The following is a 14,321-nucleotide window of genomic DNA, read 5'->3' as shown; positions in this document are numbered from 1 at the left end:
GGGGAACGGACATGGTTAATAAAGATATGACAAAGGTTTGCATAGGCAATGTAAACGAATTACCCGAGGAGTTAGGAAAAACCGTATATATAGAAGATAAAGAGCTTGCCGTATTTAAGCTTTCTGACGGGAACGTCCGCGCCGTCGAAAACCGCTGTCCCCATAAAGGAGGCGTCCTGGCTGAAGGCATCGTCAGCGGAGAATACGTCTTCTGCCCGATGCATGACTGGAAAATCTCCTTAGGAGACGGAAAAGTCCAAGAGCCGGACCATGGCTGTGTCAAAACATACGAAACACTGATCGAAGGAGAGAATGTATACCTCCTGTATTGATCAAAGACCGGATCACTTTTTCAAGTGGTCCTTCATTTTTTAAATTGCTGAAGGGATGACGCCATCATGAAAAACGGAATCGTATATTTTGTCGGTGCCGGACCAGGAGACCCGGGGCTGATCACCGTAAAAGGAAAACAGGCTCTGGAGAAAGCGGATATCATTTTGTATGACCGGCTCGCAAACCCAAAGTTTCTAGAATACGCCTCACCGGACTGCCGGTTCATTTATTGCGGAAAGCTGCCCGACCGCCATTTTATGAAACAGTCTGAGATAAATGCCCTGCTGATAGAAAAAGCGGCGGAGGGCTGCACCGTCGTCCGCTTGAAAGGCGGAGACCCAAGTGTGTTCGGCAGGGTCGGCGAAGAAGCAGAGGCGCTTCATCAGCATGGCATCCGCTACGAAATGGTGCCCGGCATCACCTCGGGAATTGCAGCGCCGCTATATGCGGGAGTCCCCGTTACCCATCGTGATTTCGCTTCGTCCTTCGCGATGATCACCGCTCATGATACATCATTGCAAGGCAGGCCGAATCTCGACTGGGAAGGGCTTGCCCGAAGCGTTCAAACGCTTGTGTTTTACATGGGCGTTAAAAATCTGTCATTTATATGCCGGAAGCTTATGGAGTACGGAAAATCCCCCTCCGTTCCCGTACTCGTCATTCAATGGGGGACGTGGGGACGGCAGCGGAGCGTTAAAGGAACGCTTCAGGATATCCATGAAAAAGTTCAAAGCCAAAACATCACCAACCCTGCCATTATCATCATTGGTGATATTGTCAATTTTCAAACACACAGCTGGTTTGAAAGCAAACCGTTCATCGGGCGGCATATCATGGTGGTCACTCATGGCGATGATGAACATACACTGACAGACAAGCTGCGCGAGTATGGCGCCGATGTTATTGAATGGCCGAAGCGGATCGTTAAAAAAATGCCCGCAAACGAAAACATCCTGAAACAGATCAGCACCTTTGAACAACTATTTTTCACATCACGCCTTGCGGTATGCGAATTCTTTGACACACTGGCATTCAAGCAGATCGACATCCGCCGGGTGACCGCAAGCCTGAATGCAGCGACCGAAGCTGCAAAGACGGAACTGACAAAACGGGGCTTTCTCCTATCCGAATGGCAAAATGATTCTCCGCACTCGCTCATTGTAGGAAGCCGTCAAGCAGCAGAAAACTTGTCAGACTCAAAATCATGCCCGTTTTATATCACCCATGAACATATCGCGGATGAGCGGTTCACTTCCATGATCGAACGCACGATCAGTGAGTCTCCTCTGCAAATGATTATCTGTACGGGCAAAGAATCCGCTCAGCATTTGATCAGCGCCGGAAAACAAATCGGCATATCACCGAATCCGTCAGGAAACCGCCCTCCCGTCATCTGCATGGGCGAAGACGTCCCCGCCGGCTGCGGGTTTACCGCCGTGAAAAATCAGGAACAGTTATTTGCGTTTATACGAAATGAAATGAAAGACATGCTCGTTCACAGCTGATACGCCGGAATGCTTTTCTGACCCCCGGGCCCAGCATCGGGGTCAGCCCTTTTTTATTGTGTCACCAATTTTTTATGATGAGTCGAATACATCGCCATCTGATCCGCCTGCGGGTCCAAATAGGCTTTGGCGCTGTTCACTGCGGTCGGGCCCTCCGTGAAACCGCCGGCAATCAGTCTGAGCTTGCTTTCATAATGGGCGGCGTCACCGGCGACAAACACGCCCGGAAGATTCGTGCGCATATGTCTGTCAGCTTTAATCCTGCCTTCTTCTATCTCAAGCCCCCAGTCCTTCATCGGGCCGAGATCAATTTTAAACCCGTGGTTGATAATGAGCTCATCAAGCTTGATGACTTCAGAAAGTCCGGACTCAGTTTGGCAAACGGTGACGCTCTCGATCCGTTCCCCTGTGCCGTTGAGAAGCTTCAGACGATACGGCGCAAGCACCCGCACGGAAGACCGCTTCATTTTCGCCACGCTGCTTTCCAAACCGCCGAACTCCTCCCTGCGGTGCAAGACGGTAACAGACGCCGCAATCGGTTCCAGCTCATTCGCCCAGTCAACCGCGGTATCTCCTCCTCCAGAAATCACGACATGCTTATCTCGAAACGCATCAAGCTTCTCCACCTTATAATGAAGGTTCTTTCCCGAATAACGGCTCGCATCCGCGCTGTCAAGTTCATTGACCTCAAGCGTCCCCATGCCGACGGCCAAAATCACCGTGCGTGTATAGTGCTTTTCCCCTTCGGAACTTTCCAGCACAATGGTTCCGTCCTCCAGCCGTTCAAATCCGGTCACCCGCTGATTCAACACGATATCCGGCTCAAATGTCGCCGCCTGCTCCTTCAGCTGCTTAATCAGCTGTTCTCCGGCAATCCCGGGTATTCCGCCGATATCACGGATGATTTTTTCAGGGAAAAACATAGACACTTTCCCTCCGAGCCGCGGCAAAAACTCGATCACTTTCGTTTTCAGCTCACGCATCCCGCAATAAAAAGCCGCAAACAGGCCGATCGGGCCTCCGCCTATAATCGTGACGTCGTACACCTCATGATTTTCCGCCATCGTTCTGCCTCCCGTTTATATCTATACTTCATAAATTTTTAATTGAGAATCAATATCAATGAAAGTATAACACATATTGAGGAGCAGTGTTTATTCATTTCTCATCTTGCGGGAAAGGAGTGATTCAGAAGTGAGGTTCTGAGATTGATAAGCGGGAAGGTATTAAAACTGAAACCAGTACGGCGACTGGTTTCTTTTTTATCTCTTTTTCATCAGCATGATATCGAGATACAGCTGGCACCTTGTCCTGAAGTCGTTTAAATTAATTGATGTCATGTCAAGAATCTGTTTGATGCGGTAGTTCAATGTGTTTTGATGAATAAAAAGCTGTTCTGCGGCTGGTTTTGTTTTGCAGTTATTGAGGAGATAGATTTCTAACGTTTTCAGCAGTTCGGTGCTGCTTTCTCTGTCTTTGGCTTTTAATAACGCTAAATCATCGTTTACATATTCCAGTGAGGCGTTTTTTTCTTCGATGCTTTCAAGATAGCGGTAAATCCCGAGCTTACTGTATTCGTACGGGATATTTTCCTGGTTTCCGGTAATTTCGGCGGCCTTTATGACTTCAAGGGCTTCTATATAACTTTTGCCGAGCTTCAGGATGCTGCTGTATTCATTGCCGATTCCGATATAGATGGGAGTGGGGATCTTCTGAAAGTGAAAATGAGTCAGCAGTTTGTGGATGAATTCAGATGCTGCCGAAGTGCCGGAGCTTTTTTGCGAGAAGCTTGCGACGACGATGACAATATTGGAATCAATGGTTAAGACGTGACTGACTTTATCCCGCAAATTCAAGTACGATTTGATATTTTCCTTTACATCTTCGACTGCCTCCCCATCCCCATTTGCGGCATGCAGGACGACTACTGAAAAAACCGACGGCAGCACGGCGTTCATCTTTTCCGCTTCCCGCCTGAACTCCTTTTCAGAGGAGAATTGCTGAAAGATCGCCCGTTTCACCAGGTCTTCCGCTCTCTCTTCCTTTTCCTGTTTCAGCCGGTTCGTTTTATAGATGATTTTTCCGACATGGAATGAAGTTTCATATAAAAAATCGAGCTCCTCGTCCGTCAAGTTTCGGTCGAGCTCCTGAATCCAGATGTAGCCCATCACTTCCCCTTTATGTTTTGCGCTTACAACCACTCTCTGATTCAGTCCGATACTGTCTATTTTTTCGACACGGAACGGTTCAGGAACGGTTTTCAGCTTTTCGATCACCCCGTCCTTCAGAAACCTTTCAAAAATCTGCACGGGGCATTTTTTTGAGAATATCGTCTGCTGGTTGGCGGAGTCGAAGTGATTAATGTAATAAGAATTATAGGCAAGCAAAAAGAAATCCGCGCTTTCCAGAATAACGGGCTTCTGCAATTCATAACTGATAAAATCAATTAATTTATCAATGTCCGTAAATGAAAAAACTCTCTCTAAAAGCTCTTCCATACCTATTTCTCCTATGCTCTTTTTATCTTTATCATACTCTGCGGGGTGACTTTTTGTATAGAAAAAAATTCATATACTCCAAAACGGAATGATCCGAAAGCCTGTATCGTGAAAAGAGGAAAAAGGGCGGTCCCTTCTTCCTCTCGTTCCTTGCTTTTATTGAGAAAGTGTATCACGGTAGTCATGAAACTGATCTGTGACATCTTTTGACGGAGCCTGTGTCAATAAGCTGACGACAAATACAGCGGCAAGGCTTACAGCAAAGCCCGGAATGATTTCGTACAAAAAGTCTGAAAGACCGGCATTCGCCCAAATGATTACGGTAATCGCTCCCGCAATCATGCCGGCGAGTGCCCCCCATTTCGTCATCCGTTTCCAAAATAAACTGAGCAGTACGACCGGCCCGAATGAAGCGCCGAATCCCGCCCATGCATAGCTGACAAGACCAAGTATCGTGTTGTTTTTCTCCCAGGCGAGCACCAGAGCGACGATTGACACCGCAAGCACTGCCATTCTCCCCAGAAATACGAGTTCCTTATCAGAAGCTGAACGCCTGAACATGGACTTATACAAGTCCTCCACTAAAGAACTGGACGTAACGAGCAGCTGAGACGAAATCGTACTCATAATGGCCGCTAAAATCGCAGAAATGAGAAATCCCGTAATAATCGGGTGGAACAGAATGTTGCCGAGCTGAATAAAAATGGTTTCCGGATCATCCAGCTTCAACCCGCGCTGGTGGTAATACGCGATTCCCGCAAGACCCGTAAACAGCGCGCCGAGTGCAGACAAAATCATCCATCCCATTCCGATCCGTCTGGCGCGTTTGATCTCTTTCACAGATGTGATCGCCATAAAGCGCACAATAATATGCGGCTGCCCGAAATAGCCGAGCCCCCACGCAAATAAAGAAATAATGCCAAGGACGGTGGTCCCTTTGAACATATTAAACAGTTCCGGGTTGACGGAACGGATATCGGCAACGGTTTCTCCCGGGCCGCCCGTATGGAAAATCGTCACAATCGGCACGAGAATAAGCGCCGCAAACATAATGATCCCTTGGACAAAGTCCGTCCAGCTTACCGCCAAAAAGCCCCCGAACAAGGTGTAGGCGACAACGACGCCTGTCACGACCCACAGTCCCGTGTGGTAATTCAACCCTAAAATGCTGTTGAATAAGACGCCTCCGGATACCATGCCGGATGATACGTAAAATGTGAAAAAGACGAGAATGACAAGACCCGAAAACAGTCTGAGAAGCTTCGTATGATCACCGAAACGATTTTCAAGGAAACCCGGAATGGTGATGGAATTCCCCGCTTTTTCAGTATACGTTCTCAGCCTCGGCGCCACGAAAAGCCAGTTCGCCCATGCCCCGAGCACAAGCCCGATCACAATCCAAGCGCCGCTTAATCCTGTCGAGAACATGGCGCCCGGAAGCCCCATCAAGAGCCATCCGCTCATATCCGCCGCTCCCGCGCTGAGCGCTGTGACGGCAGGGCCTAAAGAACGCCCCCCGAGCATGTAATCCGTCAGATTTGACGTCCGTCTGTAGGCGAAATAACCGATAAACAGCATGCCCGCCATATAAATACAAATGGAAATAATCAACTGAATGTTTGCTATGGCATTTCCTCCTCCGCTTTATATGTTTATGGTGAAATGGACACCCCCCGCGAGGAGGATGCCCATTCAGTCCCTCTTAAAACATTTCACTGATTGTTTTCGCCTGCATGTGAAGGGCCAAATAATCCGGGCCGCCCGCTTTTGAATCAGTGCCGGACATTTTGAAGCCTCCGAACGGATGGTAGCCGACAATCGCTCCCGTACAATTGCGGTTGAAGTACAGGTTGCCGACATGGAATTCCTGTTTCGCCCGTTCAATATGTTTGCGGTTGTTTGTAATGACCGCGCCTGTCAGACCATATTCAGTATTATTTGCCACTTCTAAAGCTTCATCAAAGTTTGACACTTTAGAAAATGCAACGACAGGCCCGAAAATTTCTTCCTGCATGAGTCTGGCTTTCGGATCAAGGTCAGCGAAGATCGTCGGCTTAATAAAGTAGCCTTTTGAATCATCTCCGGTGCCGCCGCTTACTAAACGGCCTTCTTCTTTTCCGATTTCAATGTAGCTCATGATCTTGTCGTAAGAACCTTGGTCGATGACAGGTCCCATATACACGTCAGCGCTGTCAGGGCTTGCCGTCACTTTTGATTCAGTGATTTCGATGACGCGCTCTAATACTTGATCATACACTTTTTCATGGACAACTGCACGTGAACCTGCAGAACATTTTTGTCCCGCGAAGCCGAATGCTGATGTAAAGATGGATTGAGCCGCCAATTCAATGTCCGCATCTTCATCAACGACAACCGTATCTTTACCGCCCATTTCTGCAATGACGCGTTTCAGATGCTGCTGTCCCGGCTGCACTTTCGCCGCGCGTTCGAAAATTCTCGTACCGACTTCACGTGATCCCGTAAACGTAATGATGCTTGTTTTCGGGTGATCGACGAGGTAGTCTCCCACTTCCGCTCCGCTTCCCGGCACAAAGTTGACAACGCCCTTCGGAAGACCTGATTCCTCAAGCACTTCTACGAATTTCGCCGCGATGACCGGTGTCGCGCTTGCCGGTTTAAGAACGACCGTGTTGCCCGTTACGATCGGTGCCACCGTCGTTCCCGCCATAATCGCAAAGAGGAAGTTCCATGGCGGAATGACGACCGTTACGCCGGTCGGTGTGTAGACATATTGGTTCTTCTCGCCTTCGCGGCTGTTGACCGGCTTGCCTTTTGCCAATTCAACCATCTGGCGCGCGTAGTATTCCATAAAGTCGATGGCTTCCGCCGTATCCGCATCAGCTTCGTTCCAAGGTTTTCCCGCTTCCTTGACGAGCAGGGCGGAGAATTCGTGCTTTCTGCGGCGGACTTTGGCAGCTGCGCGGAACAAAACGGCCGCTCTTTCTTCAGGGGAGGTGTATCTCCACTCTTCGAACGCTTTCGCAGCTGCTTCAATCGCTTGCTCAGCGTGCTCCTGGGACGCCTTTGACACTTTTCCGACGACTTCTTCTTTATCAGCCGGATTGATTGAAACGATTTTCGCTTCCGTCTCTACCTTTTCACCGTTGATGACGAGCGGATAATCTTTTCCCAGATACTCATTTACCGTCGCAAGCGCTTTCTTAAATTCTTCAACGTTCGATTGATCTTGGAAATTTGTGAATGGTTCGTGTTTATAAGGTGTAGTCATTGTCATCTCTCCCTTTTTTACTTCTTAGTCATCCCTTTAAAGGCGAATGCGATGTTTGAGGGGCGTTCGGCGAGCCGTCTCATGAAATAGCCGTACCAGTCATCCCCGTAAGGCAGGTAGACTCTCATGCGGTATCCTTCTTCCACCAAGCTGAGCTGGGTTTGCGAGCGCATGCCGTACAGCATCTGAAACTCAAAACGGTCGTTTGGAATGCCGTGCTCTTTGGCAAGCTGTTTTGTAAACTCGATCATTTTGTCATCATGCGTGGCAACTGCCGTATAATGTCCTTTTAAAAGCTGTTTGCGGATGAGTCTTTTATAATTTTCATCGACGTCGCTTTTTTCAGGATAGGCCACCTTTTCCGATTCTTTATAGGCCCCTTTGACAAGCCGCAGAAACGGATTCAGCGGGCTGAGGTCATCAAGATCCTTCTCCGTTCTGTACAGATAAGCCTGCACCACGGTGCTTACATATTCATACCGGCTCCGGAAGTCTTTAAAGATATCCAGCGTTTTCTGGCATCTCGTTTCATCTTCCATGTCAATCGTCACCATGACTTTATGTTTTTCAGCCGTCTGGAGGATTTTCGTCATATTTTCATAGACGAGATCGAGATCTATATCAAGACCTAAAGACGTCATTTTTAATGACACTTGGGAATTCAGCTGTTCATCAGCGATTAAGGCGATGGTCTGCATGCACTCCTCGGTGCGTTCTTTCGCGACATCACCGCTGTTGACAAATTCCCCCAAATGATCGACAGTAACTGACAGCCCTTGGCTGTTCAAATGTCGGATTGTCGGGATAGAACTGCGGAAATCCATTCCTCCGATGATTTTGCCGGCTGCCACCCGGCTTCCCCAGCTTCGCGCCATCTTATTGAGAAAGCTGCTCTTGGATAAAAATAAGAAAAAATCTCTTGTAATCACTTCCAACCTTAACACCCCGCAATCTAAGAAGTATTTGTATGAGTCTATTGTAAATGGACAAAACATCCTCTCACAATATTCTAAAAATACAAAGATTCTGATAAATTTTTGTGGTTTTACCACAATCAGCTTCTTAGATAGCAGGCGGATTATGCCGAAAAAAGGCGGACGGAAATGACGGCAATCGTCAATTTCCGCCTTTTTCCCCCCACGCCTCTTCGACGGTCTGAATCAATAGCCGATTCAGTTCCTCCGTTATGTCAGGTTTCGGCGTTTTGATGGTTTTGACATAGTGCCCGATGCGTTCTATTTCTTCTTCTATAAACGCATGAATCATCGTATTTCTCGGTTCCGGAGCCAGCTCCTGACCGCTTTTTTTCCTTGTAAGCAGTATATTGATTTCAGAAATGAGCGCTTCATCCGTCAATAAGGCATCGGCCAGTACGGGAAATGACATCGGCGGTACGGAGCCGAACGTTTCAATCCATCTGCAGGCAAGGAGAGGACGCAGAACATAAAAATACTTTTTAATCTTCACTTCACTGCCCTGCAATTCCGTTTTTTCATTCCGTTTTGCCATATTGAGATAATGATAAATGCCGGCTTCAGGCGAAAAGGCGCGGATTTTCAGTTTTCGAAGCTTTTCAGCCGCTGAGAAAGCTTCATAATAGATCATCTCAGAAGAGAGCCATTCCAAAAGAGGCGGATTTGATTTTTTAAAAAGCCTAAGCGCTTTTCTCAGTTCCCAGCCGCTGATGTCAAGCATGTCATGAATCGGCTCTTCTATGACATCCCTATGCGGTTCGATCGAAAAGTACCATTCTTTTTTCGGCACATAGAGAAACCGCACATCGTAGTCGCTGTCGCTTGACGGAAATCCCCATGCGCGGCTCCCTGATTCTACGGCGTAAAGCACCTTGACGCCGTGCTGTTCTTCAATTCGTTTTAATTCTTCGATGATCCTTTGTTCCATCTGTATCCGTCCTTTTCCGTGATCATTCCTGAAAAAAGCCCAAGTACTTGGGCTTTTCGCTGTCGTCAGCCTTTCAGATGCGCTTTCAGAAAGGCCAGCTTTTCCGTATGGAAAGAAGGTATGTATTCATGTCCGAAATACCGGTAAACCTTCAATTCTTTTTCCGTTTCCAGATGATTGTAAGCGGCAAACACCGTCGACGGCGGGGTCACGCGGTCAATCAGCCCGATGGACATGAGCACCGGAACTTTTACGCGGTCCGCCAGATTCATGATATCAAAATAGGCCAGTGTATTCATCGCGGTCTTCTCCGTTTCAGGGCTGCCGTTCTTTCTGAAAAAGGAGTTAATCTCAAGATACGGCTCATCAAGAGCGACATTAATGGCCCGCTCAAAATTGCTTAAATAAGGATAATCGGCCGCAACCGCTCTCGGAATATCAGATAGTGCCGCCGCGGCGATTGAAAGTCCGCCTCCCTGGCTCCCGCCGATGACGGCGATCCTCGTTTCATCCACTTCATCAAAGCCGCTGATGACTTCCAAAGCCCGGACGGCGTCTAAGTACACGCCGCGGTAATAATATGTATCTTTATCTAAAATCCCTTTCGTCATCCAGCCGGGAACGTGTCCGTGCGGTGAGACGCTTGTATCTGTGCTGCTGTGCTGACCGCGGACAAGCATGCCGAACGCGGCATATCCGTGAAGCGCCCAATTTACGATGTCATGTATATCCCCGTCATAGCTTGCGTTATAGCCGTGATATTTCACGATGGCCGGATGCGGTCCTTGCCGGTCGGGAACGGCGTACCATCCCTCAATTTCCGCCTTGCCGAAGCTTCGGTATGTCAGCCGGAATACTTTCACGCCGTCAGCCGGGTAGCTTTCAGCCTTCAATTCAGGCTTTGCCTCTTCCTTTGCAAGCTCATGTAATGATGATGCCCAAAAATCCGAAAAGTCATGAGGAGCGGTTTTATTTGGTTTATAGGTTTGCAGTTGGTCGAGCGGCAAGTCGTATAATTGCATATCCGATTATTCTCCTTTGTTTTATAAGATTTAATTTTCTGACTCTATCTTAACACGATTTTACACTCATTTTCTAAACATTTTAATAAACGTTTGTTTAAAAACAAAAAAGCCGTGCGCTCACAGCGTCACGGCTCTTTTTACATCGGCTGATACAGGTCCCAGCCGATTTTTAACGTTTCTACGATATAATCGGCTATTTCTTCTGGTTCCAGATTATCCGTCGCCACTTTTGAATTATGTTTATCATAGATGCTTTGGCGCTCGTTAAAGAGCTGCTGCATTTCATCCATGGAACGGTTATGCAGAACGGGACGGCTTTCAATCAGCATATCAGCCCGCTGCTTCCAATTCTCCCATGATAAATCAAGATGGAGCACGAGACAGTTTTCAAGGCAGCACTGTCTGATTTCCTCTTGTTTAAACGAACCGCCCCCAAGCGACACGATCTTGAATTTCGTATTGCGGCAAATATCTAATATATAATCCTTTTCGGTCTGACGGAAAAAGGCTTCACCTTTTTTCTCAAACATTTCAGGGATGGACATATTGAAATCTTTCTCAATCTGCAGATCAATATCAATGAAGTCTCTGTATAATTTCTTAGCGACCAGCTGGCCGATTGTTGTCTTTCCGACACCCATGAATCCGATCAGTACGATATTTCTTTCTCTTACGGGAATGGCACGTTTTGCGTTCATCTTCGGCGAAATCCTCCTAAGAAATGAAAAAGTTATGTTTATTATATGATAACTCAATATTGAAATATAGAGATAATGCAATGAAAGAAAACCCATCCTTTATAAGAAGAGATGAGTTTTTCTTTCTATCGGAGCCTAATGCGTTCCACCTTTCCGACAATGAAAATATAAGAAAATGCCCCGATAAATGCGACAGCGCCGACAAACAGAATCGCTCCGTTATATGAACCGGTCGCAGAAACGATAAACCCGATGATAAGCGGGGTGATAATACCGGCCATATTGGCGAAAAAGTTAAACACGCCTCCTGCCAATCCGATTGTTTCGCTTGGCGCGACCTCACTCAGCATCGTCCAGGATATATTGGACATGCCCTGCGCAAAAGAAGCAATGGATAAGATCGTCAAAACCGCGGGAGCAGAATCCGTAACATTCGCAAGCACGATGGAGCCTGTCAGCAGAAGACCGAGGATGACGGGCGTTTTCCGGGCAACGTTCACCGACACCCCCCGTTTCATCATGCCGTCAGACCAAAATCCGCCGAACAATACGCCGAAAAAAGCGGCGATATACGGGATTGATGCGGCAAAGCCGACTTTTAAGAAAGCCATGTGCTTTGCCTCCGCCAGATAAGTCGGAAACCATGTCAAAAAGAAGAACAGCGTGGAGGCTACGGCGAATTGGCCGATATACAATCCGACAAGCTTGCGGTATTTTAGAAGCTGGACGAAATCCGCCCACGATATCCTGCCGGCTGAATCAGACACCTCAGTCAGTCCGCCGCCTTCTTTAATATAATCAAGCTCCTCACGATTCACTTTCCGATACCCGTTCGGCTCGTGATACATTTTAAACCAGAAAATGGAGAAAACAATTCCGAGCACCCCTGAGGAAATAAATACGGCGCGCCAGTCAAATGCCGTTAACACCCAGAATAAAACCGGTGTGGCAAACGCCAGCCCGACATATTCCCCCGCCGTATAAACACCCGTCGCAAAGGCGCGTTCCCGCCTTGGAAACCATGTCGTGACAATCCGGTTGTTTGCCGGAAACGCCGGCGATTCAGCTATGCCGATGAGCAGGCGGCAGCCGAATAGAAACCCGAAACTTGTCGCAAAAGCTTGTACTCCGGTAAAAACCGACCACACAAATAAAGAAATTCCGTATGTCCGTTTTGACCCGAATTTATCCAAAATGAGCCCGCCTGGAATCTGCATCCCCGTATAGGTCCAGCTGAACGCAGAAAAAACGATGCCCAAAAGCGCGGGGCTTAGGTTCAGCGAATGTTGAATGGATGGGCCGACAATAGATACACTGGCTCGGTCTATATAATTAATCGCAGTGATAAAAAACAAAAGAACCAATATCACATAACGAGCGCGAGTCGGTTTATTACGGACGGGACTGAAGGCCCTCAGCTCCGTTTCTTTTTTCAATGGCTTCTCCCCCCTTACTCGAATGAAATTAATTGTACAACACTTCGGTTAATTATTTAATACTTTGACGCAAAAAAGCGCTAAACAATTTGTGTGCCGCACTGAACTGATGCAGACACACCCCGCTTATAAAAGTGTCTGCCCTTTTCACCTGTTTATCCGTATCGCACCCGGGGAAAAAGTACACATATGATAGACAGTTACGGGAGGATTACCGATGAAACTGAGTTTTTGCACGACAGGATTTAAAAAAAAGCATATTTTCGACATCATTTCTTTCTCGAAGGAGCACTCCTTTGACGGAATCGAACTGTGGTACGGACACGCTAAACAATATATAGAGGAAATCGGCCCGCTCGACAGGCTTGATCAGCAGCTTCAGGAGGAAGGCATCAGGGTGCCTGCCGTCAGTTTGTACACTGACTTCGCCACTCAGGATGAAAAGCAGGCGTTAAAGGATGTTCAAAGGGCATTAAGCGCGGCACGACAGCTGCACAGTCCCTTGATCAGAGTCTTTGCCGGCAATCTTCCTTCGCATCGGACGTCACCGGAAAAGTGGCAGCGTGCGGTTGATCAATTTCAGCAGGCGGCACGGCTCGCAGATGACTATGAAGTCGATATCGGGCTTGAGATTCATTACGATACGTACGCGGATACACCGGAGGCGGCGCTGGCATTTTTGGAGGATGTCGGACATCCGCGGGTCCGCACCATTTTTGACGGCTCCAACCTACACGTCAATCACGTTGACCAAATGCCCGCTTTAGAAAAACTGTATCATACCGTCAGCCACATTCATCTGAAAAACTATCACTGGAATTTTGACAACTGGTATCTCAGCAAGCCAACTCCGATTTTTCAAGGAGATCTCGATCAAAAAGCATTTTTAAAAGAGCTGATGAACAGACAATATGACGGTTTTGTTTCTCTTGAGTATTTTGGAGAACATGCCTTTACGCATATAAAGGAATCGCTCCGCGAATATACGTCTGTTTTTTCCCGCTGACTCTTCGATCGAAGGGTCTTTTTTGTATCATATAGAAAAAGGGGGATATCATGATGATCATTTGGATAAATGGGGCTTTCGGTTCCGGAAAAACACAAACAGCGTTTGAGCTGCACAGAAGACTGAAACCGTCTTACGTATATGATCCTGAAAAGATGGGGTTTGCGATGCGTTCGATGATACCGCCGGATATCGCTGAAGATGACTTTCAAAGCTACCCTCTGTGGCGGGAATTCAATTACAGCATGCTTTCCTATTTGTCATATACATATCAGGGCATCATCATTGTGCCCATGACCATTACGAACGATCAATACTTCCATGACATGATCAGCAGGCTGAGACAGGATGGCCGGACCATTCACCACTTTACCCTGCTGGCTTCAAAGGAAACATTGCTGAAACGCCTGCGCACCAGAGCGGAAGGAAAAAACTCCTGGGCCGCAAAACAAATCGACCGCTGCATCAACAGCCTGTCTCATAGCCTCTTCACAGAACATCTCCATACAGACCAAATGTCTATTCAGCAGGTCGCAGAAACGATCGCTGCCCAAGCAAATCTGCCTCTTGAGCCTGATTCGAGAGGCAGCCTTCGAAGATTCACCGACAAATTAATGGTGAAGCTGAATCATATCCGTATCAAATAAAAAAATGTTTTGAAAACATGT

At 47.5% G+C, this 14,321-nt stretch carries 13 protein-coding genes; 4 read left to right on the top strand and 9 right to left on the bottom strand.

The features are described from left to right. The first annotated feature begins 11 nt into the window (after window positions 1-11). Together nirD and cobA are read left to right on the top strand one after the other, a co-directional pair. Window positions 12-332 (top strand): nitrite reductase small subunit NirD, encoded by a 321-nt coding sequence (gene nirD, locus NYE38_RS01700; protein WP_017419375.1) that lies wholly within the window; start codon window positions 12-14, stop codon window positions 330-332. 66 nt (window positions 333-398) lie between these two features. Further along, the gene (gene cobA / locus NYE38_RS01695) at window positions 399-1,838 is read left to right on the top strand and encodes a uroporphyrinogen-III C-methyltransferase (RefSeq protein WP_017419374.1); all 1,440 of its coding nucleotides are present in this window, start codon (window positions 399-401) and stop codon (window positions 1,836-1,838) included. A gap of 53 nt (window positions 1,839-1,891) precedes the next feature. Here the strand turns inward: cobA and NYE38_RS01690 are convergent, their stop codons facing one another. From NYE38_RS01690 to NYE38_RS01650, 9 genes are all read right to left on the bottom strand, one after another. Continuing rightward, window positions 1,892-2,902, bottom strand: a complete 1,011-nt coding sequence (locus NYE38_RS01690; RefSeq protein ID WP_017419373.1) for an NAD(P)/FAD-dependent oxidoreductase — start codon at window positions 2,900-2,902, stop codon at window positions 1,892-1,894. Window positions 2,903-3,100: 198 nt separating this feature from the next. Next, on the bottom strand, window positions 3,101-4,336 hold the full coding sequence (locus tag NYE38_RS01685; protein WP_003156600.1) for a PucR family transcriptional regulator: 1,236 nt from the start codon (window positions 4,334-4,336) through the stop codon (window positions 3,101-3,103). Between the two features lie 156 nt (window positions 4,337-4,492). Further along, the gene (gene putP / locus NYE38_RS01680; protein WP_017419372.1) at window positions 4,493-5,947 is read right to left on the bottom strand and encodes a sodium/proline symporter PutP; all 1,455 of its coding nucleotides are present in this window, start codon (window positions 5,945-5,947) and stop codon (window positions 4,493-4,495) included. Between the two features lie 91 nt (window positions 5,948-6,038). Beyond that, window positions 6,039-7,586: an L-glutamate gamma-semialdehyde dehydrogenase gene (pruA, locus tag NYE38_RS01675; protein ID WP_003156602.1), complete on the bottom strand. Its 1,548-nt coding sequence runs from the start codon at window positions 7,584-7,586 to the stop codon at window positions 6,039-6,041. A gap of 17 nt (window positions 7,587-7,603) precedes the next feature. Further along, window positions 7,604-8,515: a proline dehydrogenase gene (locus tag NYE38_RS01670; RefSeq protein ID WP_087920787.1), complete on the bottom strand. Its 912-nt coding sequence runs from the start codon at window positions 8,513-8,515 to the stop codon at window positions 7,604-7,606. Between the two features lie 187 nt (window positions 8,516-8,702). After that, window positions 8,703-9,488, bottom strand: coding sequence for a nucleotidyltransferase domain-containing protein (locus NYE38_RS01665; protein ID WP_017419371.1), 786 nt, complete (start codon window positions 9,486-9,488; stop codon window positions 8,703-8,705). Between the two features lie 65 nt (window positions 9,489-9,553). After that, window positions 9,554-10,510 (bottom strand): cephalosporin C deacetylase, encoded by a 957-nt coding sequence (cah, locus tag NYE38_RS01660; RefSeq protein WP_017419370.1) that lies wholly within the window; start codon window positions 10,508-10,510, stop codon window positions 9,554-9,556. A gap of 140 nt (window positions 10,511-10,650) precedes the next feature. Next, window positions 10,651-11,211 (bottom strand): shikimate kinase, encoded by a 561-nt coding sequence (locus NYE38_RS01655; RefSeq protein WP_340801398.1) that lies wholly within the window; start codon window positions 11,209-11,211, stop codon window positions 10,651-10,653. A gap of 125 nt (window positions 11,212-11,336) precedes the next feature. Next, the gene (locus NYE38_RS01650; RefSeq protein ID WP_017419369.1) at window positions 11,337-12,647 is read right to left on the bottom strand and encodes an MFS transporter; all 1,311 of its coding nucleotides are present in this window, start codon (window positions 12,645-12,647) and stop codon (window positions 11,337-11,339) included. A 217-nt stretch (window positions 12,648-12,864) separates the two neighbouring features. Here NYE38_RS01650 and NYE38_RS01645 point away from each other — a divergent pair, with 217 nt between their 5' ends. After that, window positions 12,865-13,653, top strand: coding sequence for a sugar phosphate isomerase/epimerase family protein (locus tag NYE38_RS01645; RefSeq protein ID WP_340801403.1), 789 nt, complete (start codon window positions 12,865-12,867; stop codon window positions 13,651-13,653). A gap of 53 nt (window positions 13,654-13,706) precedes the next feature. Then, the gene (tmrB, locus tag NYE38_RS01640) at window positions 13,707-14,300 is read left to right on the top strand and encodes a tunicamycin resistance ATP-binding TmrB (RefSeq protein WP_340803131.1); all 594 of its coding nucleotides are present in this window, start codon (window positions 13,707-13,709) and stop codon (window positions 14,298-14,300) included. The last annotated feature ends 21 nt before the right edge of the window (window positions 14,301-14,321 follow it).

The organism is Bacillus sp. EU63 (genome assembly GCF_038592915.1).
GTDB classification, from domain to species: Bacteria; Bacillota; Bacilli; order Bacillales; family Bacillaceae; genus Bacillus; species Bacillus velezensis.
The sequence above is the reverse complement of the archived record's forward strand: the minus strand, read 5'-3'. Positions and strand labels throughout refer to the sequence as shown.

Coding starts and splice junctions, on each gene's coding strand:
- nirD (WP_017419375.1), top strand. CDS start 12: ATGGTTAATAAAGATATGACAAAGGTTTGCATAGGCAATGTAAACGAA.
- cobA (WP_017419374.1), top strand. CDS start 399: ATGAAAAACGGAATCGTATATTTTGTCGGTGCCGGACCAGGAGACCCG.
- NYE38_RS01690 (WP_017419373.1), bottom strand. CDS start 2,902: ATGGCGGAAAATCATGAGGTGTACGACGTCACGATTATAGGCGGAGGC.
- NYE38_RS01685 (WP_003156600.1), bottom strand. CDS start 4,336: ATGGAAGAGCTTTTAGAGAGAGTTTTTTCATTTACGGACATTGATAAA.
- pruA (WP_003156602.1), bottom strand. CDS start 7,586: ATGACTACACCTTATAAACACGAACCATTCACAAATTTCCAAGATCAA.
- NYE38_RS01665 (WP_017419371.1), bottom strand. CDS start 9,488: ATGGAACAAAGGATCATCGAAGAATTAAAACGAATTGAAGAACAGCAC.
- cah (WP_017419370.1), bottom strand. CDS start 10,510: ATGCAATTATACGACTTGCCGCTCGACCAACTGCAAACCTATAAACCA.
- NYE38_RS01655 (WP_340801398.1), bottom strand. CDS start 11,211: ATGAACGCAAAACGTGCCATTCCCGTAAGAGAAAGAAATATCGTACTG.
- NYE38_RS01645 (WP_340801403.1), top strand. CDS start 12,865: ATGAAACTGAGTTTTTGCACGACAGGATTTAAAAAAAAGCATATTTTC.
- tmrB (WP_340803131.1), top strand. CDS start 13,707: ATGATCATTTGGATAAATGGGGCTTTCGGTTCCGGAAAAACACAAACA.